A 26,468-nucleotide genomic window follows, 5' to 3' on the forward strand; every position below is an offset into this window, starting at 1 on the left:
GAACAGGGTGGTCCTGGCGGCCGTCGGGGCGCTGGCGCTACTGGTCGGGTTGATCGTGGGCGGTACCGCGCCGGCGTCCGCGGCCACCGTCACGGGGCCGATCGCGAACGTCGCCGGCGGGTGCATGGAGAACGCCAACAACGCGACGACCACGAACAACGCGCAGTGGCTCAACTACTGCGGCACGAACGCCGGGCAGCAGTGGTCCCGCTGGTCCGACGGCACCATCCGCGTGCAGGGCCGGTGCATCGACACCCTCGGCGGGGCGACCGGCAACGGCACCCGCGTCGTGCTCGTCGTCTGTTCGACCACCTCCACCTCGCAGAAGTGGACGATCCAGGCCTCCGGCGTCGTCCAGAACCAGAAGTCGCGGACGTGCCTGGGGCCGCAGAACAACCGGATCGCAGCACGCGTGGTGATCACCATCGCGACCTGCGTGAACACGAACGCGCAGAAGTGGCGGGTCCCGGCGCTGTCGACGCCGGGCACGACGACCACGGTCCCGCCGACCACGACGACGACGGTCCCGCCGGTCACGACCACCACGACCGTCCCGCCGGTCACCACCACGACGACCACGGTGCCGCCGGTCACCACCACGACGACGACCGTCCCGCCGGTCACGACGACGACCACGGTCCCGCCGGTCACCACCACCACGACCGCGCCGCCGACGACGACCACCACGACCTCGACCAGCCTGCCGCCGCAGACCACCCAGACCTGGGACTCGAACTTCACCTCGTCGGGCTTCGGGCGATTCGACGACACGCCGTGGAACAACGTCGGCGCGAGCGCACCCGTGATCGTGAACTCGCCGGTGACCTCCGGCGCCAGGGCCGCGCAGTTCACGATGCCCGGCGGCGGCACGCGCACCGAGATCGTCCCGACCACGGCGTCGTTCACCGAAGGTCAGGACCGCTGGTTCAAGTTCTCCTTCTTCCTGCCGACCGACTTCCCCACCCAGGTGAACACCTGGCAGCTGCTGACGCAGTGGAAGAACGACGGCACGGGGTCACCGCCCCTGGAGCTCAGCGTCCGCGACGGCAACCTCAACCTCTCCGGGGGCTGGGGCCACCCGACCGGGCCGAAGCTCTTCGGTCAGGTCCTCGGCCCGGCCGTCACCGGTCAGCGGACGGACCTGGTCGTGCACATCTTCTTCTCGCGCGACCCGGCCAAGGGCGTCGTCGACATCTGGAACAACGGCGCCCCGGTGCTGTCGGGCTACAAGCCGGCCGGCGGCACGCTCTACCCGACCTCCTCCGGGACCGCCTCGGTCGGCAGCTACTGGAAGATGGGGATCTACCGCGACTCGGCGATCACGCTGCCGGCGAGGTACACGATCGAGAGCGCCCGGATCGGCAACACCCGCGCAACGGTCGGGGGCTGATCCGCGCCATCGGCGAGTGCGACGTGAGGCAGGCCGAGCGGGCCCGAGACCTGCGCCATGTCGCACTCGGCGGATGCCGGCCGTCCGCGCTACGCGCGAGTGCGACGTCAGGCAGGCCGAGCGGGCCCGAGACCTGCGCCATGTCGCACTCGCCGACGGCGGCTGACCCCGAACGCCGTCAGGACGCCGGGAGCTTCGACAGCGCCGCCTGCAGCGTGCGCTGGGCGTCGTCGCCGAGCTTCTGCAGGGCGGGGACCAGCAGGAACGTCGCCAGCTTGGCCGCGCCGTGGAAGGTGAACGTGGCGGTGTAGCGGACGGTGGTGACGTCGCCGAGGAAGGAGAGGTCCAACTCGTCCTCGCTGGTCACCGTCTTGTTCCGCCCGACGATGCGCAGGCGCTCGGGCTCGTCGGCCTCGAGGGTGTAGGTCAGCGTCGTCTCCCGCCCGCGGAACTCCGAGACGTTCGTCCACTGCTTCCCGATCCCGACCGCCGTGGACGGGTCGACGGGCTCGCACGTGATCGTCCCGGCGTCCCACTCGGTGGCGTTCGAGAAATCGCGCAGGTAGTCCCGCACGGTCTCGAGCGGGGCGTGCGAGGTCGCGGTCCGCGTCACGGTCGGCATGCCCCCGGCATACCCGGCCGGCGCCACGGCTACCGTGACGTCCATGGCCCAGCCTGACCTGGTGATCGTCGGTTCCGGCTTCTTCGGGCTGACGATCGCCGAACGCGCCGCCACCGAACTCGACAAGCGGGTGCTCGTCGTCGAGCGCCGCTCGCACCTCGGCGGCAACGCCTACTCCGAGCCCGACCCGGAGACCGGGATCGAGGTGCACCGCTACGGCGCGCACCTGTTCCACACGTCGAACAAGCGCGTGTGGGACTACGTCAACCGGTTCACCGACTTCACCGGCTACCAGCACCGGGTCTTCACGATCTTCCGCGACCGCGTCTACCCGATGCCGGTCAACCTGGCGACGATCTGCGAGTTCGCCGGCAGGGCCATGACGCCCGACGAGGCCCGGGCGTGGGTCGCCGAGCACGCCGCCGAGATCGACGTCGACGACGCGCAGAACTTCGAGGAGAAGGGCGTCGCGCTCGTCGGCCGCCCGCTCTACGAGGCGTTCTTCGAGGGCTACACGGCCAAGCAGTGGCAGACCGACCCGAAGAACCTGCCGGCGTCGATCGTCAGCCGGCTCCCGGTGCGCTACACCTTCGACAACCGGTACTTCAACGACACCTACGAGGGCCTGCCGGTCGACGGCTACACGGCGTGGCTCGAGCGCATGGCCGACCACCCGAACATCGAGGTCCGGCTCGACACCGACTGGTTCGACGTCCGCGACGAGCTCGGCTGGGACGGCACCGAGGACGTCCCGACCGTCTACACCGGCCCCCTCGACCGCTACTTCGACTTCTGCGAGGGCGAGCTCGGGTGGCGCACGCTGGACTTCGTGCCCGAGGTCGTCGAGACCACCGGTGACTTCCAGGGCACGCCGGTGATGAACTACGCCGACCGCGACGTGCCGTTCACCCGCATCCACGAGTTCCGCCACTTCCACCCGGAGCGGAAGAACTACCCGAGCGACAGGACGGTCATCGTCCGGGAGTACTCGCGCTTCGCGGAGTCCGGCGACGAGCCGTACTACCCCATCAACACCCCGGACGACCGCGCCAAGCTGGAGCGCTATCGCGAGCTCGCCCGCAAGGAGGCGACGAACCGGAAGGTGCTCTTCGGCGGCCGGCTCGGCACCTACAAGTACCTCGACATGCACATGGCGATCGGCTCGGCGCTGACGATGTTCGACAACCGGATCGCCCCCTGGTTCACCTCCGGGGTCGACTTCGACGGCGCGGACCCGCTCGAGGGCTGATGACCGGCCTCGCGGTCGCCCTCGCGCTCCTGGCCGCGCTGCTGCTCGCGGTCGGGTCCGTCGCCCAGCGCCGGGCCGCCTCGGGAGTTCCCGACGACGAGGCGGGTGGCCTCGGGCTGCTGCGTCGCCTGGTCCGCTCGCCGACGTGGTGGGCGGGCACCGTCGGCGACGGCGGCGGGTTCCTGGTCCAGGCCGCCGCCCTCGGGGTCGGCTCGCTGCTGCTGGTCCAGCCGCTGCTGGTGACGACGCTGCTGTTCGCCCTGCCGCTCGAGGCAGCCACGGGCGGGAGGCGGGTGACCCTCCGGGACGGCGGCTGGGCCCTGGTGCTCGCGGCCGCCCTGGCGCTGTTCCTGGTCGTCGGCGAGCCGACGGCGGGCGAGGACCGGGCGCCGTTCGCGGCCTGGGCACCCACCGGGGGTGCGCTCGTCGTCGTGCTGCTGGGCTGCCTCGTCCTGGCGGCCCGCCGCCGCGGTCTGGTCCGCGCCGCGGCGCTCGCCGTCGCGACCGGCATCGCCTACGGAGTGCTCGCGGCCCTGACGAAGTCCGTGGTCGACCTGCTCGCCGACGGCGTCGTGCCGCTGCTGCTCGGCTGGGAGACGTGGGTGCTCATCGCGGCCGCCGTCGGCGGGACGTACCTGCAGCAGGCGGCGTTCCAGGCCGGCGACCTCGCGACCACCCTGCCCGCGATCACCGTCGGCGAGCCGCTCGTGGCCGCGCTCCTCGGCCTGACCGTCCTGGGTGAGCAGGTCCTGGCCGACGGCGCCGAGTGGGTGCTGATCGGGGCCCTGGTCGCGACGGCGGTCGCGGCCTCCGTCGTCCTCGCACGCACCAGTGCGGTCACCGTCCGGTGACGATTGGTACGTCCGGCTGAGCGCTACGGGACCGGAGTCCTGTTTCCTTCCCCATCCCGGTGACAGCGTGTGAAGCTGTCCGGCGTGGAGGGGATCTCACCGCCTGCGCCCTACCGGTTCGAAGTCGACCGCGGCGTCGGGGCGCTGCGGGACGAGTACGGGCACCTCGCGCCGGACACGGCCACCGAGGCCCGGGTCCGCATCGCCGGCCGCCTGGTCGCCCGCCGTCGGCACGGGTACCTGGGCTTCGCCGACCTGCGCGACGGCACCGGCCGGGTCCAGCTGTTCCTCGACACGGCGGTGCTCGGCGCCGACGCCCACCGGGCGGTCGACGCGCTCGGTCTCGGCGACTGGATCGGCGTCACCGGCACCGTGATGACCACCCGGCACGGTGAGCTGTCCGTGCGCGTCGAGACCTGCGAGCTGCTGGCGCCGGCGCGGCGTCGGCTGCCGCTCGGGTACCGCGGCCTCACCGACGTCCAGACGCGCTACCGCCAGCGCTACGTCGACCTGGCCGTGAACGCCCGCACCCGCGAGATCTTCCGCATCCGGCACGCGGCCGTGCGCGCGATCCGCGAACAGTTCGCGGAGCGGGGCTACACCGAGGTCGAGGGCCCGGTGCTGCAGAACATCCAGGGCGGCGCCTCGGCCCGGCCGTTCGTCACCCACCACAACGCCCTCGACCTGGACATGTACCTGCGGATCGCGCTCGAGCTGCACCTCAAGCGGCTCATCGTGGGCGGCATGGGCCGGGTCTTCGAGATCGGCCGGGTGTTCCGCAACGAGGGCGTCGACACCCGCCACAACCCCGAGTTCACGATGCTCGAGGCCTACCAGGCGTTCGCGGACTACCACGACATGATGGACCTGACGGAGGCCCTCGTCGTCGCCGCGGCCCGGGCCGCGCTGGGCGCCGACTCCGACCTCACCGTCCGCTACGCCGGCCGCACCGTCGACCTGACGCCGCCCTGGCCGCGGAAGCGGTTCGCCGACATGATCGCCGAGCGGACCGGCGAGGTCATGCACCCGACGATGCCCGTGGCGGACGCCCGCGCGGCGCTCGACCGCCTCGGCATCGCCTACGAGCTCGGCTGGGGTCCGGGCCGGCTGATGACCGAGGTCTACGACGAGCGTGTGCAGCACGACGTCGACGGTCCGGTCTTCTGCCTCGACTACCCGCGCGAGGTGTCGCCCCTGGCCCGCGCCCACCGGGACGACCCCGCGTACAGCGAACGCTTCGAGCTGATCGTCGCGGGCTTCGAGCTCTGCAACGCCTACTCCGAGCAGAACGACCCCGCCGCCCAGATGGCCGCCTTCGTCGAGGAGGCCGAGGCCAAGCGCAACGGCGACCCCGAGGCCGGGGACATCGACGAGGACTACGTCCGCGCCCTCGAGTACGGGATGCCGCCGACCGGCGGGCTCGGCATCGGCATCGACCGCCTCGTCATGCTGCTCGCCAGCGTCGACTCGATCCGCGAGGTCGTCCTGTTCCCGACGCTGCGCCCGGAGTTCGCGCCGCCGCCCGGTGCCGGTCCCGGGGGTGCGCACCGCCCGGTGCTGCCGCCGACCGGGCTGCCGGCGGTCACGCTGCCCCCGCCCGTGCCGGCCGTACCGTCGCCCTCCCCGGTCCCGACACCGACGGCGGGCGGCGTCCTCGCCCCGCGGCTGATCGCGGGGCTCACCGCGCTCGCCGGCTTCCTCCACCTGCTCGTGCACCTCCCGGTGATGCACGGCCGCCTGGACGGACGGGTGGCGCTCGACGTCGTCCCGCCGTGGTTCGTCGTCTCCGGCCACGTGCTCTCCGCCGTGATCGGCCTGGTCCTGCTCCTGCTCGCCGACCAGCTCGCCAAGCGCAAGCGCTCGGCCTGGCGCGTGGCGGTCGGCCTGTTCGGCCTGGGGCTCGTCGCGCACCTGGTGAAGGGCCCGCACGAGCTCGGGATGCTGCTCTGCCTGGTGATGCTCGCGCTGCTGGTCGTGTACCGCGGCCGGTTCCGAGCGCCGGCCGACCCGCCGTCGTTGCTGCGGCTGCTGCGCTTCGTGCCGATCTACGTCGTCGCCGTCCTGGTGTTCGGGTTCGTCGGGCTGGCCCTGCAGAGCGGGCGCATGACGCCGGAGCTGACCCTGCTCGGCGGCCTCGAGACGATCGCCGCCGGGCTCGTGGGCCTGGACGGCCCGTACACGTTCTCCCGCCCGCTGTTCGCGGCGTTCTTCCCGGACGCGCTGCTCGCGCTCGGCATCGCGGGCCTCGTCGTCGCGCTGGTGCTGGTCTTCCGGCCGCTCGTGGCGCGCTCGCCGCACACGCCGGACGACTGGGCCCGCGCGGAGGCGATCGTGCGCACCTACGGGTGGGACACGCTCGCCGCGTTCTCCCTGCGCGACGACAAGAGCTTCTTCTTCTCCTCCGACGGCCGGGCCCTGATCGCGTACACCTACCTGCGCGGGTACGCCCTGGCCTCCGGCGACCCGGTGGGCGACCCCGACTCGCTGCCGCGGGTCGTCGACGAGTTCCTCGCGATGTGCGCCCAGCGCGCGTGGACCCCGGCGTTCCTGGCCGCGCGGGAGGACACGGTCGGACGGGACGGCCTGCTCGGCGCCCGCGGGTTCCGCAGCTTCTACCTCGGCGACGAGGCCATCCTCGACTGCACGACGTTCTCGCTGGAGGGACGGAGCCACAAGAGCCTGCGCGCGGCCGTCCGGCGGGTCGCGAAGACCTACCGGTTCCAGCTCGTCACCGAGGCGAACGCCTCGCCGGCCCTGGTGGCCGGGCTGAACGCCATCAGCGACCAGTGGCGCGGCAAGGCCCCGGAGCGCGGCTTCACGATGGCGCTGAGCCAGGACGTCGCGGGGGCGGGCCGCAACCCGGACTTCCTGCTCTGCGTCGCGCTCGACGACGACGGCGTCCCGGGCGGCTTCCTGCGCCTGGTCCCCGCCTACGGCGGGCCGCAGACCGGCACCACGTTCGGCTACACCCTCGACCTCATGCGCCACGATCCCGGCGCGCCCAACGGGATGACCGAGTTCCTCATCGCCCGCACCGCGGAGGCGCTGGGCGAGCGCGGCGTGACCCGGCTGTCGATGAACTTCGCGCTGTGGGGCCGGCTGTTCGCCGACGACGTGCCCTTCACCCCGGTGCAGCGCGTCGCCCGGCGCGCCGTCGGGGTGCTCAACCCGTTCTTCCAGGTCCGGTCGCTGCACGACTTCAACGCCAAGTTCGACCCGCAGTGGCTGCCGCGGGTCCTCGCCTACCGCAACCCGGCGGACCTGCCGCGGGTCGGGCTGCTCTACGCGGGCGCCGAGGGCTTCCTGGCCGTCCCCGGCCTCGGCCCGCTGTTCGTGCCGGCCGCGGTCGGCGGCGCGCCCTCGCCGTCGGCACCCCTGTCGTGAGCACCCGCGCGTTCGTCGCCGCGGGCGGGGTCGCCGCCCTCGTCCTGGTGGGCGTGCTGGCCCTGGTCGCGGGCTGGGCCGGGGGCGGACGCGCCGACTTCGCGTCGCTCGGGGTGGACGCCGTGCCTCCCGCCCTCGCCGCCGACGGGCTGGTCGTGTGCTCGCGGGTCGACCGGCCCGGCCCCGCCGCGGTCCTGGAGGTGGCGGCCGACCCGGCGGGCTGCGCGGCCGGCGCCGTCGCGCGCGTCGGAGTCGAGCGGTTCGCGACGACGGCGGCCCGCGACGCGGCCGCGCGCGCCGAGGAGGTCCGCGTCCGGCCCCGCGGCAGCGCGGTGGTGCACACGTGGGGCGACCTGCTCGTCACGGTGCCCGGCACCGCGGACGACGCCGTCACCGACCGCGTCGGCGACGCCCTGCGCGCGGCGGGTGCGCAGTGAGAGGCGCCCGCCTCGGCGTCCTGGCCCTCGCGATGATCAACGTCGCGGCCATCGTCAGTGCCCGGAACCTGCCGGTCATGGCCGAGTACGGCTGGTCGATGCTGGCGCTGTTCGCCCTCTCGATCCTCGTGTTCCTGGTGCCGATCGCGATGGCGGCCGCCGAGCTCGGCACGGCCTGGCCCCGCGACGGCGGGGTGTACGCGTGGGTCAAGGAGGCCTTCGGCGAGCGCACCGGCTTCCTCGCGGTGTGGTGCGACTACTCCGAGAACGTGGCGTGGTTCCCGACGGTGCTCTCCTTCATCGCCGCGAGCCTCGCCTACGCGATCGACCCGGCGCTCGCGACGGACACCGTCTACCTCGTCGTCATCATGCTCACGGTCTTCTGGGCCACCACCGCGCTGAGCCTGCGCGGGGTCGGGGCGTCGGCCCGCCTCGGGGCCATCGGGACGATCGTCGGCTCGATCGTGCCCGCGGTGCTCGTCGTCGTGCTCGGCGTGGCGTTCCTGGCCGGCGGGCGCCCGTCGGCGATCCCGTTCTCGCCCGAGGCGCTCGTCCCCGACCTGCAGATCGACAACCTGGCGTTCCTCGGCGGCATCGTGCTGCTGTTCACCGGGATGGAGATGGCGGGCTTCCACGCCCGGCACACCGTCGACCCCGGCCGGGTGGTGCCGCGGGCGATCGCGCTGTGCGTCGGGATCACCGTGGTGTTCTCGGTGGTCGGGTCGCTCTTCCTGGCGTTCGTCGTGCCCGCCGCCGAGCTCAGCCTGGTGTCCGGGACGATGGAGCTGTTCTCGCGGGTCCTCGACCTGCTCGGCGTCGGATGGCTCGTCGTCCCGCTCGCCCTGCTCGTCGCGTTCGGCGGCATCGCCCACCTGACGCCGTGGATCCTCGGGCCGGCGACCGGCGTCGCCGCCGTCGCCCGGGAGGGCTCGGCGCCGCGGCGGCTCGGGCGGACGAACGCCCGGGACGTGCCGGTCGCGCTCGTCGTCGCGCAGGGGGTCGCCGGCAGCGTGTTCGCACTGCTGTTCCTGCTGGTCCCGAGCGTGAGCACCTCGTACTGGATGCTGTCGGCGGTCACTGCGCAGATCGTCGTCGTGATGTACGGGCTGATGTTCGCGGCGGTCATCCGGTTGCGCTACACCCGGCCCGACGTCGAGCGGCCCTACCGCATCCCGGGCGGTCTGCCCGGCGTCTGGGCGGCCGGCGGGATCGGGCTGCTCGGCTGCGTCTTCTCGTTCGTCCTGGGCTTCGTCCCGCCGTCGCAGCTCGAGACCGGCGACACCGTCGTCTACGTCGCCCTCCTCGCGGTGGCGGTGGTGGTGCTGTCGTGCCCGCCGTTCGTGGTCGCCGCGCTGGACCGGCGCCGCCCCCGCACCCCTGTCGTGGCCGCCTCGTGACGCGGGCCCCGGAACGCCACCACCGGGCGGTCCCGCGCCGTCGCCCGCTGCTGCGCCGGGCCGCGTGGGGGCTCGCCGCGCTGGCGGCGGTGCTCGTCGTCGTGATCGCCGTGGAGGCCGGCGGCGACCCGGGCGACACCGCGATCACCGACGTGCCGTTCGGCGCGCTGCTGGTCGTCCTGCTCCTGCTCGCCGTGCTCGGCGTGGTGCTCGCGCGCCGCCCCGTCCGGCGCGCGCTCGCCGTCGTCGGCCTCGTCGTCGCCCTGCTCCTGACCGCGGCCGCGGCGCTCAACCTGCACTTCGAGTACTACCTGACGCTCGGGCAGGCGGTCGGGCAGGACCCCTCGGACGAGGAGACGATCGACGAGCTGCTGAGTCGCGACTCCGACCCCGGCCCGGGCGTCGTCGCCCCCGTGACGGTGCCGGCGCGGGTCTCGGGTTTCGCGGCGCGGCCGGCCATGGTCTACGTGCCGCCCGCCTTCTTCGCCCGCCCGCGGCCCGCGCTGCCCGTCGTCGTGCTGCTGCACGGGACGCCGGGGACGCCGCAGGACTGGATCGACGGCGGCCTCGCCGCGCAGACCGCGGACACGTTCGCCGCCGCCCACGGCGGTCGCGCCCCGATCCTCGTCATGCCCGACGTCAACGGGTCCACGGACGCGGACTCGGAGTGCGTGGACGGCCCCGTCGGCCGGGTGGAGACCTACCTGACCCAGGACGTGCCGGCCTACGTCACGGCGACCTTCGCGACCCGGCCGACGGGTGCCGGGTGGGCGGTCGCGGGCCTGTCGGAGGGCGGATCGTGCGCGATCGTGCTCGCGCTGCGCCACCCGACCCTGTTCCACACGTTCGGCGACTTCTCCGGCCTCGCCGGGCCCCGGGCGGGGGACACGAACGCGGACACGGCGTCGGCGGTGACCCAGCTGTTCGGCGGGTCGCAGGCCGCCTTCGCCGCGCACGAGCCCGCGACGATCCTGGCGTCGAAGCGGTTCGGCCAGCTGGGCGGGTGGTTCCAGGTGGGGGACGCCGACCCCGAGCCCGCGGCCGCGCAGGCGGCGCTGGTGCCCGAGGCGCGGCGGGCCGGGATCGCGGTGTGCTCGGTGGTCGTGCCCGGGGGAGGGCACACCTTCGACGTGTTCTCGGCCGCGTTCGCGGACTCCCTGCCCTGGATGGCGGCCCGGCTCGGCATCCCGACACCCGGGGCGGCCTGCCCGCAGCAGTGATCCACCGCGGCGGTGGGTACCTGCCCGCGTGATCACCATGACCGTGTCCGGCGGCCGCCCGGGCTACCTCGCCGAGACGCTCGACTCCTGGTCCGCGGTCCGTGGCCTGTCCGCGCGGCGCTTCCGCTTCGTCGTCGAGCCGGGCCCCGAGCTCGCCCGCTGCCGGGCCGTGCTCGAGAACTTCGCGCGCCGACGGGTCGCGCGGTCCGTCGAGGTCGAGGTGAACCCCGAGCGCCGCGGCGTGCGGGCCAACCCGCACCACGCGCTGTCGGCCGCGTTCGCCACCGGCGCCGGGTCGGTCGTGCTGTGCGAGGAGGACATCGTGGTGGGCGACGACGTCCTGGAGTGCCTGGACGCGGTGCCCGACGAGCCGGACGTCCTCGCCGCGTGCGCCTTCTCCCGGCGGCCCGCGCCGCAGCCGGCGGACGTCCTGGCCGACACGGGCTTCAGCGCGTGGGTGTGGGCCACGTGGGCCGACCGCTGGACCGAGCTGCTGGAGCCGCGGTGGTTCGAGGCCGCCCGCGCGCCGTGGGACGGGGCCGGCGCGGGCTGGGACTTCGGCGTCGAGCGCATCGCGGCCGCCACCGGGATGCGCTTCGTCGGGCCGCTCGCCAGCCGCAGCGACAACATCGGGCGCGACGGCGGTGTCCACGCCCTGCCCGAGGAGTTCGAGTCCAGCCGGGCCGCGACGTTCGCCGCGCACCGCGACCCGGTGGCGTGGCGGCTCCCCGTCCCCGCGCGAGGGGAACCCTCGCGCGGCTAGACCGACCGGATCCTCCCCTCGCGGTCAGAGCGGGCGGCGCGGGTGGACGTCCGCCCGGCCCAGGTGTTGACCCCGATCGCGGCCAGGGCGGCGAGGCTGACCGGCGCGTTGGCGCGCCCGGTCAGCCCGACCAGCGACGTCGTCACGGTGATCGGGGCACCCGCCGCCGACCCGAGCAGGGCGAACACGGCGGCACGCACGGAGGCCGCCCGCGCCCCCGCGACGGCGGCGAGCACCGCGCGGACCTGGTCGGTGTCGGCGCAGCGCAGCCCGGCGGTCCACGGGGCCTCGTCGCCGAGCCCGATGCCGACGTCCGCTGCGCCGAGTCCCTCGGCGTCGTCGGCCGACACCAGGACGACCCCGCGCCCGGCCTCCTGCAGCCGCTGCACCGCGTACCCGGTGGCGGCGTCGTCGACGACCACCACCCGGCCCACGGCGGCGGCCGCCCCGGCGAGCTCGGCGAGCCCCTCCCCGAGGACGACGACGTCGACGCGGTCGGCCTGCCGCAGGGCGGAGTGGCTCATGCTGACGATGCCCGCCTCGGCCACCGCGTGGTGGGCGGCCGCCGCGTACGCCTCGCGACCCCACCGCGCGGCCTTGGGTGTCCCGGCGAGCAGGACCGCCGCCGCGCGCTCGGGCAGCAGGGCCGCCGCGGCGCCGAAGGCGGTGAGCGTCGTGACCCCGGTGGCGTCGCCGACCTTCTCGACCGGCCCGCGCCGCAGCGACCCGGGCCGCTCGTACGCCCGGACCGGCTCCGCCGCGTGCCGCTCGAGCGGGGCGCCCGCGTCCCAGGCCTGCCAGACCCGGCGTCGGGACGCGGCCTCGTCGGCCCGGACGACGCGGTAGCAGGCGTCGACGAGGAGCCCGAGCGGACCGCTGCCCAGCGCCTGCAGCCCGGCGCTGCCCAGCGAGAACCACGACTCGGTCGGGGCGTTGCCGGCGGTCGACTCCGCGGCGCCGCGGGAGGCCGGGACGGCGTCGAGGAGCCCGAGCGTGCCGATCAGCAGCGGCGGGACGCGGCGCGTGAGCGGGAGCAGCCCGAGGAGGCGCTCGACGCCCGCCAGGCCGAGCCCGGCGAGGTCGAACCCGAGCGCGAGGGCCTGCCGCGACCACGGCGTCACGTCCGCGGGATGGGAGCCGTCGGTGTCGGGCGCGGCGTCCGCGTGGCCGTGCCGGCGCTCGACCTCCTCGACGACCGCGACGAGGCGCTCGAGGGCCACGTCCGGCGCGTGGTCGACCACGACCCGGCCGACAACGGCGTTCACCACCGCGCCCTCGACGCCGGGCACCGCGAGCAGTTCCTCCACCAGCGCCTTGCGCGCCCCGGCCTCGCCCGGTGCGTCCAGCCCGCGCACCTCGAGGTGGGTGCGGCCCGCCCGGCCGCTGCTGCGGCGGGCGTGGACGAGGCCGAGCGCCCGGAGCGGCGGGCCGAACACGTCCCCCACGACGCCGGCCGCCGGGCCGAGGAGTCGGGCCCCCGTCGAGGGCACGGCAGGAGCGGATGACATCGGTGCCTCCCGGGGTCGGTGGGTGCTCGCGACCTTCCCGGCAAGGGGCCCGGAGGAAACGGACAATCCGCACCTCGTCGGGGGATTGCGCCACCCGGCCGCGCCCGGCGGGGGCACACGGGTGCACCGGGGGCCGGGCGCTACCGTCGGTGCCATGACGAGCACGCAGGAGGCCGCGGGGACGGGCACGGAGCTCACCGCGCGGGAGCTGGAGTCCGCGCTGCTCCAGCGGATCATCCTGCCGCGCCCGGCCGACCCGACGACGGTGCGCGCGCTCTACCTCGACGAGGGCACGTCGACGTCGCTGCGCTCCGCGGCGCCCACGGCCGAGCGGCCGGGCACGGTCAACGAGGAGCAGGACGAGTTCGTCCTCCACCTCACGACGGCGGGCGGGCGGCGCGCCGAGGTCCTCTCCCGCACGTCGGTGCGGGTGCCCGAGCACACCGAGACGTCGTTCGCGGCGTACTTCAACGCCTTCCCGGCCTCCTACTGGCGCCGCTGGTCGGTGCTCGACGCGGTGCACCTGCGGCTGCGGGTCCGCGGCGCCGGGCGCGTCGACGTGTACCGCTCCACCGCCCGCGGCGTGCCGATCCACGTGCACGGCGAGCCGGTCACCTCCGAGGGCGTGCTCGACGTCCCGGTCGGGCTGCGCCCGTTCGAGGACGGCGGGTGGATCTGGTTCGACCTGTCCAGCGGGGCCGAGCCCCTCGAGCTCCTCGACGGCGGGTGGTACGCCGACCGTGCCGCGCCCGGGCGGGCCGCCGTCACTGTCGGGATGCCGACCTTCAACCGGCCGTCGGACTGCGTGAACACGCTGCGCGCGCTCGGGGAGGACCCGCTGGTGCGCGACGTGCTCACCGCGGTCGTCATCCCCGACCAGGGCACGTCGAAGGTCCGGCAGCAGGAGGGGTTCGACGAGGCCGCGGCGCTGCTCGGCGACCGGCTGCGGATCATCGACCAGCCCAACCTCGGCGGCTCCGGCGGCTACAGCCGGATCATGTACGAGGCGCTCGAGCACACCGACGCCGAGTTCATCCTCTTCATGGACGACGACGTCGTCCTCGAACCCGACTCGGTGCTCCGCGCCCTCGCCTTCGCCCGGTTCGCCCGGACGCCGATGCTGGTCGGCGGCCAGATGCTCTCGCTGCAGGCGCGCTCGCACCTGCACGCGATGGGCGAGGTGGTCGACCGGCACACCTTCTTCTGGCAGCTCGCACCGAACACCGAGGACGACCACGACTTCGCCGTCGACTCCCTGCGCGAGACGCTGTGGATGCACCGGCGCACCGACGTCGACTACAACGCCTGGTGGATGTGCCTGATCCCCCGGGTCGTCGCCGAGCAGGTCGGCCAGCCGCTGCCGCTGTTCATCAAGTGGGACGACTGCGAGTACGGCCTGCGCGCCGGCGCGCACGGCTTCCCGACGGCGACCGTGCCCGGCGTCGCGATCTGGCACATGAGCTTCGTCGAGAAGGACGACAGCTCGGACTGGCAGGCCTACTTCCACGCGCGGAACCGGCTCGTCGTCGCGGCACTGCACGGGCCCGACGACCCGAGGGCGATGCTGCTGGACTCGCTGAAGCGCACCCTGCGCCACCTGTTCCTGCTGGAGTACTCGGCGATCGCGCTGCACCAGATGGCGATGCGCGACTTCCTCTCCGGGCCCAAGGCGCTGTTCGGCTCGCTCCCGACGGCGCTCGGCGAGGTGCGCGCCGAGCGCAGCCGCCACGTCGACGGCACCGTGCACCCCAGTGCCCGCGACCTGCCCGAACCGCCCATCGGCGCCCTCGCCGCGCAGCTCTGGCCGGAACCCCCGCAGGGCAGGGTCGCGCAGGTGAAGGCCCTCGTCGGGGCGCTGCGCCACCAGCTGCGCCCGACCGCCCCCGGCGCGGCGGAGCGCCCGCAGCGCAACGTGCCCGCCGAGCACGGGACGTGGTTCCTGCTGTCCCGGCTCGACGGCGCCACCGTGTCCACCTCGGACGGCACCGGGGTCACCTTCCGCCGGCGCGACCGCGAGGAGTTCTGGCGGCTCCTGCGGACGTCGCTGGGCCTGCACCGCCAGGTCCAGCGGTCGTGGCCCGCCCTGCGCCGCCGCTACCGGGACGGCATGGGCGAGCTCGTCAGCCGCGAGGCCTGGGAGGCCCAGGTCTTCTCCCGCTACCGCTGATCAGGCCGCGGCCCGGTCGGCGGCGTCGGCGACCGCGTCGAGCACGAGGTCGCGCAGCAGGACGTCGGCGGTGTCGAACCCCCGCACGCGGGTCCGCGCGACGTCGATGCCGAGCGACGGCCCGAGCACGGTCGTCCCGTGCTCGGTGAGGGCCGCCCGGGCGTCGTCGACGGCGTGCCGGCCCCGGGTGCGTCCGCCGTAGCCGGCGAGCGCGACGGTGGTGCCGCGCCAGTCGCGGTCGGTCAGGTCGGCCAGCACCGTGCGCGGCGCGGCGCGCAGGTACTCCGGGACGATCACCACGGCGGCCGGACCGGCGACCGGGCGGGTGCGGAGACCTTCCCGGAGCCAGGCGGCGAGGACGTCGGCGAACCCCGCGCGGGAGACGCGGGGACGGATCAGGGCGACGGACGTGACCATGGTTCCCTCCCTCGTCGGCGCTGCGCACACCGTCGTCGAGGGAGCGGGCACGGCTCAACCGATTTCGCTCGGAGCGTCGGGGACGGTGCCCGTCCGTCGGACCGGACGCGGTGTCACACTCACCGCCATGCCGCAGCAGGGGACCGAGGAGCAGTCGTCGTCGGAGCAGTCGTCGTCCGACCAGGAGACCAGCGGGAAGCATCGCTCGTCCTCCGACGAGGCGAACTCGTCCGAGCAGACGACGGAGCAGCAGCAGTCGACCGGCGGGCAGTCGTCCGAGCAGCAGTCCTCGGACGGTGAGACGACGCAGAAGCAGGAGGCTGCCCCGTCTGAGGCGCCGACCGAGAAGCAACAGCAGGCCCCGTCCGAGGCGCCGACCGAGAAGCAGCAGCAGGCCCCCTCGGAGGCGCCCACCCAGCAGCAGCGGACCCAGGGCGGCCGCGGCGGCGCGGACACCTCGTGGGCGGACCGCGAGGAGAGCAGGCCGAAGCGCTCGGTCGACCTCGGTGAGCTCGCGTGGCGCACCGGCAACGTGATCGCCACCGTCGTCCGGACCCTGGCGCTGCTGTTCGCGCTGGTGCTGATCGTGAACGTGGTCCTGCTGCTCGTCGGGGTCAACCCGGCGAACGGGGTCGCGCAGTTCGTCGCGGGCGTGGCCGACGTCGTGATCCTCGGGTTCCGCGACCTGTTCCTGCCCGCCGACCCGACCGTGGCGCTGATCGTCAACTCGCTGGTCGCCGCGGTGTTCTGGGTGTTCCTCGGCGAGCTGGCATCGCGGCTGATCCGGTTCGTCGCGGCGCGGGTCAAGTAGGGCCACTCCCGCCGAGTGCTCCCCGAGGCAGCGTCCGCCGCCGCGAGGGCTGCGTGGCGTCGCACTCGGCGGGGGAGCGGGCTCAGCTCGTGACGGCCGCGCTCCCCGCCGCCGCGCTCCCGGGGACGCCGCGCACGGGGATCAGGGCCAGGAGACCGAGCAGCAGCACGATCCCGATCCCGAGGATCCCCCACCGCTGCTCGCCGAACAGCGTGATGAACAGCCCGAACAGGGCCGGGGCCAGGAAGCTGACCGCCCGGCCCGTGGTCGCGTAGAGCCCGAAGATCTCGCCCTCCCGGCCCGGCGGCACGAGCCGGGCGAGGTAGCTGCGCGAGCACGCTTGGGCCGGGCCGACGAACAGGCACAGGAAGAGCCCGCCGATCCAGAACGCGGTCTTGCCCGACGCCGGGAGCAGGCCCGCCGCCACGACGACGAGCGCCGCGAGCGACACGAGGATCACCGGCTTCGGGCCGATCCGGTCGTCGAGCCGCCCCCCGATGACCGCGCCGACCGCGGAGACCACGTTCGCCGCGATCGCGAAGAAGATGACCTCCGACTGGGAGAGCCCGAACGTCCCGGCGGCGAGCACACCGCCGAAGGTGAACACGGCCGTCAGCCCGTCCCGGTAGATCGCGCTCGCCACCAGGAACCCGAGCAGGTGGCGGTCGGTGCGGTAGAGCCGGACCAGGCGCTGCACCAGCAGCTTGTAGGAGCCGATCCAGTTCACCGCCGCGGCCTCGGCGTCGCCGGGCGGGGCGGGGTAGGGGAAGCGCATGAACAGCACCGGGATCGCGAACAGCGCGAACCACACGGCGCTGACGAGCGCGATCACCCGCGGGCCCATGTCGGGGGAGTCGAAGGTGATGACGCCGATCGGCTCGATGAACAGCACGAGGCACGCGAGCAGCAGGACGATCCCGCCGAGGTAGCCCGCCGACCACCCGACCCCCGACACCCACCCGGTCCGTCCGGGCGGCGCCAGCCGGTAGATCATCGCGTTGTACTCGACCTGGGCCAGCTCGTAGGCGAACGTCCCGACGCCCAGCAGGATCAGCCCGAGCAGCAGGTACGACGGCGAGCCCTGCACCAGGAACATCAGCGCGCACGCCGCGACGATCACCGCCGTGAGCACCCCGAGACGGCGCTGCCGGCCCTGCTCGGCCCCCGAGGCGTCGCTGCGCTGGCCGTAGACCGGGGCCGTGAGGGCGACCAGCAGCCCGGCGATCGCGATCGTGTTCGCCAGGGCCGCCGAGCCGCTGGCTTCGTCGGCGGCGACACCGCTGGTCAGGTAGACGGTGAAGACGAACGTCGTGATGACGGCGTTGAACGCGGCCGAGCCCCAGTCCCACGCCGCCCACCGGACGAGCGCGCCGGTCGTTCGCGGGGTGGAGGCGGGGGTGAGCGGCGTGGCCGACCCGGTGGACACACCGCGGACGCTATCGGACCTTGCCGGCCGCGCCGTCGCCCTCGCGGGAGTTCACCGTCCCGTCGACCTCCCGGCGCGCCGGATGGTCCGTTCGGCGCAGTCGACGATGTGTACGAGAAAGGTGCCCGTCGCGGAGCGTGAGACGCCGGTGAGCGTCACGCGGGTGACGGGGCCGCGGCGGTCCGGCCGTGGTCACGCACCGCGGACGACGGCCCGGACCCGGTTCACCATCGTCCGTTCCCGGACGGGTGGTGGGCCCCTTCGACCCGCTCCGGACACGTTTCACACACAGGTGATCACATGCGGTGGCGCGGCCGTCGGGGTCGCCGGAGCAGAACCGAGAGGACATCACCGTGGGAGTTTTCCGCAAGGCCGTGCTGGCGACGTCGCTGATCGGCGCCGGCCTCGCGAGCACGTCGGGCGCCGCGTTCGCGCACGAGAGCGACTGGGACGGCGGGACGGTGCAGAAGGGGCTGATCAACTCCAGCGACTTCGCGCCGAACACCCCGATCAACCTCTGCAACAACGACGTGCCGGTGAACGTCCTCGGGGTCCAGGTCCCGGTCCAGGACAACGCGGGCAGCATCCCCCTGCTCAGCGACGCGAAGCAGGGCAACTCGGCGGGCATCGCCAAGTCCTGCTCGAACCCGGTCTCGGCCGACAACTAGGGGCCTCGGGTCGTCCCCGCGGGCGGCCCGACAGCGACGCGCCCGTCACGCCGGCTCCCCCCACCGGCGTGGCGGGCGCGTCCGTGTGTCCGGACACGGTTACGCTCGGTGCGCAGCGTGGGGCGAACGAGCGAAGGGGACCACACCGGTGCTGAAGGGATTCAAGGACTTCCTGCTCCGCGGCAACGTCGTCGACCTCGCGGTCGCGGTCGTCATCGGGGCGGCGTTCACCGCGGTGGTCACCGCCTTCACGAACGCGTTCCTCAAGCCGCTGATCCAGGTGTTCTCCGGCGGCGGCGAGCTGGCCGGGACCTTCGTCGTGAACGGCGTCGTCTTCGACTACGCGTCGTTCGTCAACGCGCTCATCACCTTCGTCATCACCGCGGCGGTCGTCTACTTCCTCGTCGTCCTGCCGCTGAAGGTGATCGCGGAGCGGCGCAAGCGGGGCGAGGAGGCCGGCCCGGCCGAGCCGACCGACGTCGAGCTCCTCACCGAGATCCGCGACCTCCTGCGCGAGCAGGCCCGGCCCGGCCGCCGCGACGACGGCGGTACCGCCGGCCGCATCCCGCACCAGGACCGGTAGCCGCCTACTGGCTGGCCCAGTACGAGAACGCCCGGTAGTCCGGGTACGGCGCGAGGAACGGCTGCCGGGGTCCGAGCGCGATCTCGAGCTCCGGGCCGGTCACCGCCTCCGCCGGGATCGTGAACGACGACTGCGCCCACGCGTGCTCGGCGCCCGCCGGCAGCCCCGGGACCTCGGTGGCGAACTCCCAGTCGCCCACGCCGCGCCCGCCGGCCGCCACCGACACCACGCCCGCGGAGGTGTTGCGGTCCACCACCGGCTCCCGGGCGTCGACGCGCGCGGTCAGCGTGACCGGCTGTCCCGGCGTCAGCCCGCGCAGCGTGAAGTGCTCCCCGCCGACCACGTGCCGGCCGCTGTCGACGATCACCCGCCCCCCGAGCTCCTGGTTGCGGATCTCGGCCTTCGGCACCACCCCGACGATCGCGCGGTCGACGCCGTAGCCGTGCGCGGCCTCGTCGTCGAGATCGCCGACGTTCACGTGGTCGACGATCCGGCCGGGCACCGGGAGGTCGGGCAGGTCGCCGCTTCCGACGTGCGACCAGTCGGCCCGCCAGACGCTGATCACCGGGCAGTCGCCCGTCGTCTGGCAGATGCCACCGAACGGGGCGCTGTCGCGCACCGGGCTCTTCAGGGCGAACGACGTGATCGGCTCGGCGCCGAGGATGCGGGCCTTCGGCAGCTCGCCGATGCCGACCAGCCCGGTGTCGTCGAAGATCGAGAAGAAGCTCGGCCGTTGCTCCGGCGGCAGGTGCGCCAGCCGCTCGTACATCGCGCCCGGGCCCTCCAGCGCGGGCAGCGCGAAGCCGGGCGTGGTCAGGCCGACGAGGTCGAGCACCCGGCGGTCGGAGAACCACGCGACGGCGCCGACGTCGTTGACCGCCACGACCGAACCCGGCGGCGTGTTGCCCTCGAGCCACTGCGCCACCGACACCGCGGACTCGCGGATGCCCGCGGCCTGCTCGCCCTGGCGCAGCGCCCAGGTCGGCGTGGACACGACGGTGAACGCGACGAGGACGGCGACCAGCCCCGCCGTCAGGACCCGGCCGCTGCGGGCGTCGGCGGCCGCCCGCCCGACCGCCCGCACGCCGAGGACGGCCAGCAGGACGACGACGGGCAGGAGGGGCTGCAGGTAGCGGCCGTCGTGCCACAGGGCGGTCTGCAGGGTGGCGACGGCGAGCAGCACACCGGCGAGCCCGAGCGCCAGCACCCCGGCCACGACCCGGCGTCGGGACGCCACCGCCGCGAGGCCGATCGCGGCCAGGACGACGATGCCCGGCCCGGCCACCTGCGTCGTCGTGACCCCGCCGACGAGCTCCAGCATGGTCCGCGCGGTGGTGACGATCCGGTCGGCCACCTCCAGCGGCGACCCGAGCGGGAGGCTGAGGAACGACTTGGCCTGGACTCCGGAGTTCTCCGCGGTTCCCGTCAGGAGCCGGTAGAGCCCGAACTGCGCGAGCGCCGCCAGCAGGGGCAGCGCCAGCAGGAGGACGGTCCCGACGGGCGGTCGGCGCCGGTGCCGCGCGAGCGTCACCACCGCGCCCGCGAGGACCGCGACGACCAGGACGAGGCCCTCGGGGCGGGTGAGGACCAGGGGGATCGCGACGAGCGGCGTCACGCGGAACCACCCGCCCGGCTGCTCGCGCACGAACGCGAGCAGCAGGCCCGCGACGAGCACCGCCACGAGCGCGACCTCCATGCCGCTCGTGACGCCCCAGAGCAACGGGCCGCACAGCGCCGTCAGGACCGCCGCGACGAGACCGACCCGCCGGGACGCCAGCTCGCGGCCGAGCAGCGCGACCAGGACCACGGTCGCGACGAAGCAGAGCACCCCGAGCGCGATCGCCGCGTAGAGCAGCAGGCCCGACGGCACGACGACCGAGGCCGCCCCGAGGAGGAGGACGTAGAGCAGGCTGCTCGCGCCGGTCGTCCGCGGGGCGTCGGCCTGGTAGCGCAGGAACTCGCCGAGGCCGATCTGGCGGGCGTACTGCAGGTGGATGTAGACGTCGTCCAGCGGCGGGACGATGCGGCCCTGGTTGTGGGCGGCGTTCACGACGAGCACGGCGAGCGCCGCCAGGAGGGCCAGCAGCCCGACCCCCACGAGCGCGGGGTCACCGAGCCGGCGCCTCCAGTGGGGCTGGACGTGGTCCCCGTGTGGGTGATCCACCGCGTCGGTCGGGCGCGTCGGGTCTGTCTCGACGGCCGGATCCGAGATCGTCGGGCCCCTGCTCACGAACCTGTTCCTCCTCGTCACGCGCCCCTGACGCGGCGATCCCGCCACGGTAGGGGAACCCCCCGACACCCTCGGCGGCCGGGGCGGGAGGAGCACCGTGCGTGACCAGGGGTGATCGAGCCGGGTGCCCTCCACCGGGGAGGTGGGGGAGCCGCTCGGACGGGTCGCGATCGCGGGTGGAGCAGGTGGACGCCGTCACGGACGGTGCCGTCGTCACCCGTCTTCACGACCGCGACCGGACGGCCGTCGCTCGATCCACTGAATGGCCTATCAGGAAACGGACGAGCCGTGCCGTTCCCCATGTCGAGCGCCGCGGTCCTCGATCGGGGCGCTCGGTTCGGGTGACACGGTCGGGGAGGCACCACGATGGGAACGCTGACGTCGCTCACGACGCGGGCGCCGGGTCGTGCAGGTGCCGTGGCGGGAGCGCCGGCGGCGGAGCCGTCCCGTCTCGCGGGGATGCGCACGACGCCGCTCGTGGCGGTCCCCTCGACCCCGGACGTCGGTGGGAGCGCACCCCTGACGTCGGGTGGGCGCAGTGCCTCCCCGGTCGGGTTCCGGACGCCGGGCGGGGGGAGCGGGACCGTCCTCCCGCTCCCCCGGACGCGGGGCACGGCACCGACACCGGCCGTCACGCCGATCCGCCCGTCCGCGCCCGAGGAGGCGCCCGCACGGTCGGCAGGCGTCCGCGCCGACATCCCGCAGCTCACCGGGCTCCGCTTCGTCGCCGCGGTCTGGGTGCTGCTGCTGCACGCCTCGTACATCCCGGGCGACGTGTTCGCCCGGTGGACCGCCCCGATCGCCCCGCTGGTGGCGGCCGGCCCGCTCGGGGTGGACCTGTTCTTCGTGCTCTCGGGGCTGGTGCTCACCCGCTCCTACCTCGCCCGGATGGGAACCCGGCCGTCGGTCGGTGGGACGGCCCGGTTCCTGCGGGCGCGCGTCGCCCGGGTGTGGCCGCTCTACGCGGTCGTCACGGTGGCGTTCGGGGCGTGGTGCGCCGCGCGGCTGGTGTTCGGCGGCGACGGGATCGTGACGTGGCAGTCGCCGCAGCCCTCGCTCGGGCCGCTCGGGTGGATCCGACAGCTGACGATGACCCAGATGTGGACCTCCTCGGGCATCGAGGGCGTCTCGTTCGTCCTGCCGGCGTGGTCGGTGAGCGCGGAGTGGCTGGCCTACCTGTGCTTCCCGCTGCTGGTGCTGGGCGCGTGGCGGGTGCGCTCGTGGCCGCTGCCGGTGCTGGCGGTCCTGGCCGTGGTCGCCGCCTCCCCGGTCGCCGTCGTGCCGCTGGTGACGGCGGGCGCGGGCGAGTCCGGGGCGTGGGTGTGGCTGCTGCGTATCGGCGGCGGGTTCACGGCCGGGATGCTGACGTGGCTCGTGGTCGACCGGCTGCCGCGGACACCGCGGGTGGAGCTCTGGGCGGGCCGCGTGGTGATGGTGGTGGTCGCCGAGACGGCGCTGGTCGCCTACTGGGCGGCGTCCGCGCCCGCGTCGGCGGCGATCCCGGCGGCCGACCGGCTGTGGCTCGCGGTGCCGCTCTTCCCGGTGCTGCTCGGCGCGCTCTGCGTGGCGCGGGGCCGGCTCGTGGACTGGCTGTCCTCGCCGCGCCTGCAGCACGGCGGCCGCATCTCCTACGCGATCTACCTGGTGCACTTCCCGCTGATCGAGATCACGGTCGTGGCCATGACGCGCTTCCCGGCGCTGGCGCCGAACTCCTCGCTCGCCGCGCTGGCGATCCCGCACGTGCTCGTCGCCTCGGTGCTCCTGGCCCACCTGGCGTACCGGTGGATCGAGGAGCCCGCCCGTCGTCGTCTGATGCGTTCCTGACGGCGGGCTCCTCGCGTCACGGTGCGTCGCCGACGGCCACGTCGGGTGACTTCGGGTCTGGGACTCCACCGCGGATCCGATTCCGGTGGAATCGGTTCTCGGGCATGGTCGCGAGCGTCGGGTGACGATCTGTCACCGACCGCCACGTCGGGTGACCTCGGGTCTGGGACTCCGCTGCGGATCCGATTCCGGTGGAATCGGTTCTCGGGCACGGTCGCGGGCGTCGGTGACGATGTGTTACCGACGGCCACGTCGGGTGACCGCGGCAGCGGTTCTCGCAGCACCTATACCGGCAGGCGGCGGAAGATCGGGCGCGGGATGTGGCGGAGCACGCTCATCACGTACCGGAACTGCGGCGGCGCCCAGACGAGCTCGCGGCGCTTCGCGACGGCACCCACGGTGATCTCGGCGACCTGCTCCGGCGTCGTCGCGAGCGGCGCGGAGTCCATACCGGCCGTCATCTTGGTCTTCACGAAGCCGGGCCGGACGATCGTCACGCCGATCGCGTCGCTGCGCAGCGCCTCGGTGAGCCCGGTGTAGAAGGCGTCCATGCCGGCCTTCGTCGAGCCGTAGACGAAGTTCGAGCGGCGGGCGCGCTCCCCGGCCACCGACGACAGCGCGACGATGTGTCCGTGCCCCTGGCGCCGGAACTCCGCAGCGAGGGCGACGCCGACCGAGACGGTCGCGACGTAGTTCACCTCGGCCAGCTCCACGGCGACGTCGATGTCCTGCCAGGCCTTCTCCTGGTCGCCCAGCAGCCCGAACGCGACCACGGCGACGTCGATGTCCCCGCCCGCGAACGCCTTCCGGACGGCCTCGGTGTGCACCGCGGCGTCCTTCGCGTCGAACTCCACGGTCTCGACGGTGCCGCCGGCCCGCTCGAGGCGGGCGGCCGCGTCGGCGAGGCGCGGCGACTGGCGGGCGGCGAGCACGATCCGCACCGGCCCGTCGGCCAGGTAGCGCTCGGCGATCGCGAGCCCGATCTCGGAGGTGCCCCCGAGCAGGAGCAGGGACGACGGGTGGCCGACGGCGTCGATCACGGGGAGTTCTCCTAGTTCGTCAGGGCGAGCCGGCGCGACATGTCGGAGGCGAACACGCCGTCCGGGTCGGCCGCGTCGCGCACCTTGCGCCACTCGTCCAGCCGCGGGTACATCGCGGCGAACGTGGCGGCGTCGGTGCGGGAGTCCTTGGCGGTGTAGAGGCGGCCGCCCATCGCGAGCACCCGGCGGTCCAGGTCGCGGCAGAAGCGGCCGAGACCGTCGACGATCGGGAAGTCGACGCAGATGTTCCAGCCCGGCATCGGGAACGACAGCGGGGCGCGGTTCCCCTCGCCGAACTTCTTGAAGACGTTGAGGAACGACACGTGCCCGGACGCCGCGATGTCGGCGATGATCGACCGGAACTCGGCCTCGGCGGCCAGCGGGACGATGAACTGGTACTGCAGGAAGCCCTTCGAGCCGTAGGCCCGGTTCCAGTCCCCGAACAGGTCCAGCGGGTGGTAGAAGGCCGTGAGATTCTGGATCTGGCCCCGCGCGTTCTTCGTCTTCCGGTAGTACAGCTCGCCGATCACGGAGAACGAGAGCTTGTTGGCCAGGCCGTTCGGGAAGACGTCCGGCAGGTCCAGCAGCGTGGGCGCGTCGAACTTCAGCGGGTCGCGGCGCAGCTTCTCGGGCAGCTCGTCGAGCCGGGCGAGCGACCCGCGGCCCAGCGCCGCCCGGCCGAGCTTCTCGCCGGTGGAGATCGAGTCGAACCAGGCCGACGAGTAGTCGTACGCCTCGTCGGAGCCGTCCGAGAACCGCTCGATCGTCTCGTCGAGGTTCGCGGTGCGCTCGGTGTCGGCGACGAAGTAGGCCGTCTCGGTCTTCGTCATGCGGATCGTCGCGCGCAGGATGATCCCGGTCAGGCCGATGCCGCCGACCGTCGCCCAGAACAGCTCCGACTCCGGGCCCTCGGGCTCGAGGCGACGGACCTCGCCGGAGCCCGTGAGCAGGTCCATCGACACCACGTGGTTGCCGAAGCTGCCGTTGCTGTGGTGGTTCTTGCCGTGGATGTCGCTCGCGATCGCGCCGCCGATCGTCACCTGACGCGTGCCCGGCAGCACCGGGACCCACAGCCCGAACGGCAGGGCGATCCGCATGAGCCGGTCCAGCGACACGCCCGCGTCGAGATCGACCAGGCCGGTCTCCGCGTCGATCGCGTGCACCCGGCTCCGGGCGGTCATGTCCACGACCAGCCCGCCCGCGTTGACCGCCGGGTCGCCGTAGGAGCGCCCCAGCCCGCGCGGGATCACGCCGCGCGGACCCGCCGTCGTGACGGCCTCGGCCAGCAGGTCGTCGGAGACGACGTCCTCGCCGGACAGCACGGTCGCGCGGCTCGGGGCCGTACGCGCCCAGCCGACCAGGGTCTTCACGGAGCGTGGCATCGACGTCGAGGCTAGCGCGGGCTCAGCTGACGACGCCGAGCGCCCTGCGGCTCGCGTCGCAGGTCGCGACCAGGTCGGCGAGCGGGACGGCCAGCTCCTCGGCCAGGGCGGCGACCGTGAAGAACGCCGGCGTGGGCACCCGGCCGCTCTCGATCTTGCGCAGCGTCTCCGGGCTCATCCCGACGGCGGCCGCGACCTCGGTCATCGGCCGGTCGCCCCGGGCGTCGCGCAGGGCCAGGCCCAGCAGTCGCCCACGTTCGTGGTCCTCCGGGGTCAGCGGCACACGCACCATGGCCGTGATAGTAATACCGGGATAGTTATCCCGAGGAGTGGTGATGATCGAGATCAAGACCCCGGCCGAGATCGACCGGATGCGCGCGGCGGGACGCATCACGGCGCAGGCGCTGCAGGCCGCGAAGGAGGCCGCCCGGCCCGGGATGGCCCTCGACGAGCTCGACGCCGTCGCCGCGAAGGTCATCGCCGACGCCGGGGCGGACCCGGTCTTCCTCGGCTACCAGCCGCACGGCGCGCCGACGCCCTACCCGGGGGTGGCCTGTATCAGCGTCAACGACGCGATCGTGCACGGCATCCCCGGCCGCTACCGGCTGCGCGCGGGCGACCTGGTCAGCGTCGACTGCGGCGCGAAGCTCGACGGCTGGTGCGGCGACGCCGCGATCAGCTTCACCGTCGGCGAGGCGTCCCCGGAGGACGCCGACCTCATCGCGACGACGACCCGCGCCCTCGAGGCCGGCATCGCCGCCGCGGTGCCCGGCGCCCGGCTCGGGGACGTCGCGCACGCCATCGGCAGCGTCGTCCGGAGCTCGCGCTACGGGCTGATGGCCGACCACGGCGGGCACGGGATCGGGCGGGAGATGCACGAGGCGCCGCACGTGCCCAACGAGGGCCGCCCGCGCCGGGGCGTCCGCCTGCAGCCCGGCCTGGTGCTCGCGCTCGAGCCGATGCTCATCGCGGGCGGCCGCGACGACTACGTCACCGACCCCGACGGCTGGACCCTGCGCAGCGCGGACGGCACCCGCGCCGCGCACGTCGAGCACACGGTCGCGGTCACCGAGGACGGGCCGCGGGTCCTGACGACCCT

Annotated in this window: 22 protein-coding genes; 14 read left to right on the forward strand and 8 right to left on the reverse strand. The window is 74.0% G+C overall.

Annotated elements, in window-relative coordinates; genetic code table 11:
• The first annotated feature begins 7 nt into the window (after positions 1–7).
• Positions 8–1,390, forward strand: coding sequence for a heparin lyase I family protein (locus WCD74_RS21695; protein WP_337696966.1), 1,383 nt, complete (start codon positions 8–10; stop codon positions 1,388–1,390).
• Positions 1,391–1,568: 178 nt separating this feature from the next.
• On the opposite strand, the gene WCD74_RS21700 is transcribed toward WCD74_RS21695, so the two are convergent.
• Positions 1,569–2,057: an SRPBCC family protein gene (locus WCD74_RS21700; protein WP_337696967.1), complete on the reverse strand. Its 489-nt coding sequence runs from the start codon at positions 2,055–2,057 to the stop codon at positions 1,569–1,571.
• Here WCD74_RS21700 and glf point away from each other — a divergent pair.
• From glf to WCD74_RS21735, 7 genes are all read left to right on the forward strand, one after another.
• The gene (gene glf / locus WCD74_RS21705; protein ID WP_337696968.1) at positions 2,056–3,261 is read left to right on the forward strand and encodes a UDP-galactopyranose mutase; all 1,206 of its coding nucleotides are present in this window, start codon (positions 2,056–2,058) and stop codon (positions 3,259–3,261) included. The genes WCD74_RS21700 and glf overlap by 2 nt on opposite strands.
• Positions 3,261–4,112: a DMT family transporter gene (locus tag WCD74_RS21710; protein WP_337696969.1), complete on the forward strand. Its 852-nt coding sequence runs from the start codon at positions 3,261–3,263 to the stop codon at positions 4,110–4,112. Before glf ends, WCD74_RS21710 begins: the two co-directional genes overlap by 1 nt.
• Positions 4,113–4,196: 84 nt before the next feature.
• Entirely contained in the window at positions 4,197–7,496 is a 3,300-nt protein-coding gene (lysS, locus tag WCD74_RS21715; RefSeq protein WP_337696970.1) for a lysine--tRNA ligase, read from the forward strand.
• Complete coding sequence (locus WCD74_RS21720; RefSeq protein ID WP_337696971.1) at positions 7,493–7,933, forward strand: hypothetical protein; 441 nt, start codon at positions 7,493–7,495, stop codon at positions 7,931–7,933. Before lysS ends, WCD74_RS21720 begins: the two co-directional genes overlap by 4 nt.
• Positions 7,930–9,330 (forward strand): amino acid permease, encoded by a 1,401-nt coding sequence (locus WCD74_RS21725; RefSeq protein WP_337696972.1) that lies wholly within the window; start codon positions 7,930–7,932, stop codon positions 9,328–9,330. The genes WCD74_RS21720 and WCD74_RS21725 overlap by 4 nt, the downstream gene beginning before the upstream one ends.
• Entirely contained in the window at positions 9,327–10,550 is a 1,224-nt protein-coding gene (locus WCD74_RS21730) for an alpha/beta hydrolase (RefSeq protein ID WP_337696973.1), read from the forward strand. Before WCD74_RS21725 ends, WCD74_RS21730 begins: the two co-directional genes overlap by 4 nt.
• Positions 10,551–10,578: 28 nt before the next feature.
• On the forward strand, positions 10,579–11,313 hold the full coding sequence (locus tag WCD74_RS21735; RefSeq protein WP_337696974.1) for a hypothetical protein: 735 nt from the start codon (positions 10,579–10,581) through the stop codon (positions 11,311–11,313).
• Here the strand turns inward: WCD74_RS21735 and WCD74_RS21740 are convergent.
• Entirely contained in the window at positions 11,310–12,803 is a 1,494-nt protein-coding gene (locus WCD74_RS21740; protein ID WP_337696975.1) for a hypothetical protein, read from the reverse strand. The genes WCD74_RS21735 and WCD74_RS21740 overlap by 4 nt on opposite strands.
• Before the next feature lie 172 nt (positions 12,804–12,975).
• Between WCD74_RS21740 and WCD74_RS21745 the strand changes: the two genes are divergently transcribed.
• Positions 12,976–14,988 (forward strand): glycosyltransferase, encoded by a 2,013-nt coding sequence (locus WCD74_RS21745; RefSeq protein WP_337696976.1) that lies wholly within the window; start codon positions 12,976–12,978, stop codon positions 14,986–14,988.
• Here WCD74_RS21745 and WCD74_RS21750 read toward each other — a convergent pair whose 3' ends face one another.
• Positions 14,989–15,405, reverse strand: coding sequence for a hypothetical protein (locus tag WCD74_RS21750; RefSeq protein ID WP_337696977.1), 417 nt, complete (start codon positions 15,403–15,405; stop codon positions 14,989–14,991).
• Between the two features lie 127 nt (positions 15,406–15,532).
• Here WCD74_RS21750 and WCD74_RS21755 point away from each other — a divergent pair, with 127 nt between their 5' ends.
• Positions 15,533–16,216, forward strand: coding sequence for a hypothetical protein (locus WCD74_RS21755; RefSeq protein ID WP_337696978.1), 684 nt, complete (start codon positions 15,533–15,535; stop codon positions 16,214–16,216).
• An 82-nt stretch (positions 16,217–16,298) separates the two neighbouring features.
• Here WCD74_RS21755 and WCD74_RS21760 read toward each other — a convergent pair whose 3' ends face one another.
• The gene (locus WCD74_RS21760) at positions 16,299–17,642 is read right to left on the reverse strand and encodes an MFS transporter (protein ID WP_337696979.1); all 1,344 of its coding nucleotides are present in this window, start codon (positions 17,640–17,642) and stop codon (positions 16,299–16,301) included.
• 353 nt (positions 17,643–17,995) lie between these two features.
• Here WCD74_RS21760 and WCD74_RS21765 point away from each other — a divergent pair, with 353 nt between their 5' ends.
• Both WCD74_RS21765 and mscL read left to right on the forward strand, forming a co-directional pair.
• A complete protein-coding gene (locus tag WCD74_RS21765) occupies positions 17,996–18,310 on the forward strand; it encodes a hypothetical protein (protein ID WP_337696980.1) in 315 nt (104 codons plus the stop codon).
• A 148-nt stretch (positions 18,311–18,458) separates the two neighbouring features.
• Positions 18,459–18,893, forward strand: coding sequence for a large conductance mechanosensitive channel protein MscL (gene mscL, locus WCD74_RS21770; RefSeq protein ID WP_337696981.1), 435 nt, complete (start codon positions 18,459–18,461; stop codon positions 18,891–18,893).
• A 4-nt stretch (positions 18,894–18,897) separates the two neighbouring features.
• On the opposite strand, the gene WCD74_RS21775 is transcribed toward mscL, so the two are convergent.
• Entirely contained in the window at positions 18,898–20,991 is a 2,094-nt protein-coding gene (locus WCD74_RS21775; protein ID WP_337696982.1) for a DUF8728 domain-containing protein, read from the reverse strand.
• 549 nt (positions 20,992–21,540) lie between these two features.
• Between WCD74_RS21775 and WCD74_RS21780 the strand changes: the two genes are divergently transcribed.
• Positions 21,541–22,947 (forward strand): acyltransferase family protein, encoded by a 1,407-nt coding sequence (locus WCD74_RS21780; RefSeq protein ID WP_337696983.1) that lies wholly within the window; start codon positions 21,541–21,543, stop codon positions 22,945–22,947.
• A 284-nt stretch (positions 22,948–23,231) separates the two neighbouring features.
• Here WCD74_RS21780 and dprE2 read toward each other — a convergent pair whose 3' ends face one another.
• Genes dprE2 through WCD74_RS21795 form a run of 3 tightly spaced genes read right to left on the reverse strand, consistent with a single transcriptional unit; the run spans position 23,232 to position 25,661 of the window.
• The gene (gene dprE2 / locus WCD74_RS21785; protein WP_337696984.1) at positions 23,232–23,987 is read right to left on the reverse strand and encodes a decaprenylphospho-beta-D-erythro-pentofuranosid-2-ulose 2-reductase; all 756 of its coding nucleotides are present in this window, start codon (positions 23,985–23,987) and stop codon (positions 23,232–23,234) included.
• Between the two features lie 11 nt (positions 23,988–23,998).
• Positions 23,999–25,369, reverse strand: a complete 1,371-nt coding sequence (dprE1, locus tag WCD74_RS21790; RefSeq protein WP_337696985.1) for a decaprenylphosphoryl-beta-D-ribose oxidase — start codon at positions 25,367–25,369, stop codon at positions 23,999–24,001.
• 22 nt (positions 25,370–25,391) lie between these two features.
• Positions 25,392–25,661: a helix-turn-helix domain-containing protein gene (locus tag WCD74_RS21795; RefSeq protein ID WP_337696986.1), complete on the reverse strand. Its 270-nt coding sequence runs from the start codon at positions 25,659–25,661 to the stop codon at positions 25,392–25,394.
• A 43-nt stretch (positions 25,662–25,704) separates the two neighbouring features.
• On the opposite strand from WCD74_RS21795, the gene map reads away from it, so the two are divergent.
• A partial coding sequence (gene map / locus WCD74_RS21800) for a type I methionyl aminopeptidase (RefSeq protein WP_337696987.1) occupies positions 25,705–26,468 on the forward strand: 764 nt, incomplete at its 3' end.

The organism is Actinomycetospora aurantiaca (assembly GCF_037401875.1).
GTDB classification, from domain to species: Bacteria; Actinomycetota; Actinomycetes; order Mycobacteriales; family Pseudonocardiaceae; genus Actinomycetospora; species Actinomycetospora aurantiaca.

Coding starts and splice junctions, on each gene's coding strand:
- glf (WP_337696968.1), top strand. CDS start 2,056: ATGGCCCAGCCTGACCTGGTGATCGTCGGTTCCGGCTTCTTCGGGCTG.
- WCD74_RS21700 (WP_337696967.1), bottom strand. CDS start 2,057: ATGGACGTCACGGTAGCCGTGGCGCCGGCCGGGTATGCCGGGGGCATG.
- WCD74_RS21710 (WP_337696969.1), top strand. CDS start 3,261: ATGACCGGCCTCGCGGTCGCCCTCGCGCTCCTGGCCGCGCTGCTGCTC.
- WCD74_RS21745 (WP_337696976.1), top strand. CDS start 12,976: ATGACGAGCACGCAGGAGGCCGCGGGGACGGGCACGGAGCTCACCGCG.
- WCD74_RS21750 (WP_337696977.1), bottom strand. CDS start 15,405: ATGGTCACGTCCGTCGCCCTGATCCGTCCCCGCGTCTCCCGCGCGGGG.
- WCD74_RS21755 (WP_337696978.1), top strand. CDS start 15,533: ATGCCGCAGCAGGGGACCGAGGAGCAGTCGTCGTCGGAGCAGTCGTCG.
- dprE1 (WP_337696985.1), bottom strand. CDS start 25,369: ATGCCACGCTCCGTGAAGACCCTGGTCGGCTGGGCGCGTACGGCCCCG.
- WCD74_RS21795 (WP_337696986.1), bottom strand. CDS start 25,661: ATGGTGCGTGTGCCGCTGACCCCGGAGGACCACGAACGTGGGCGACTG.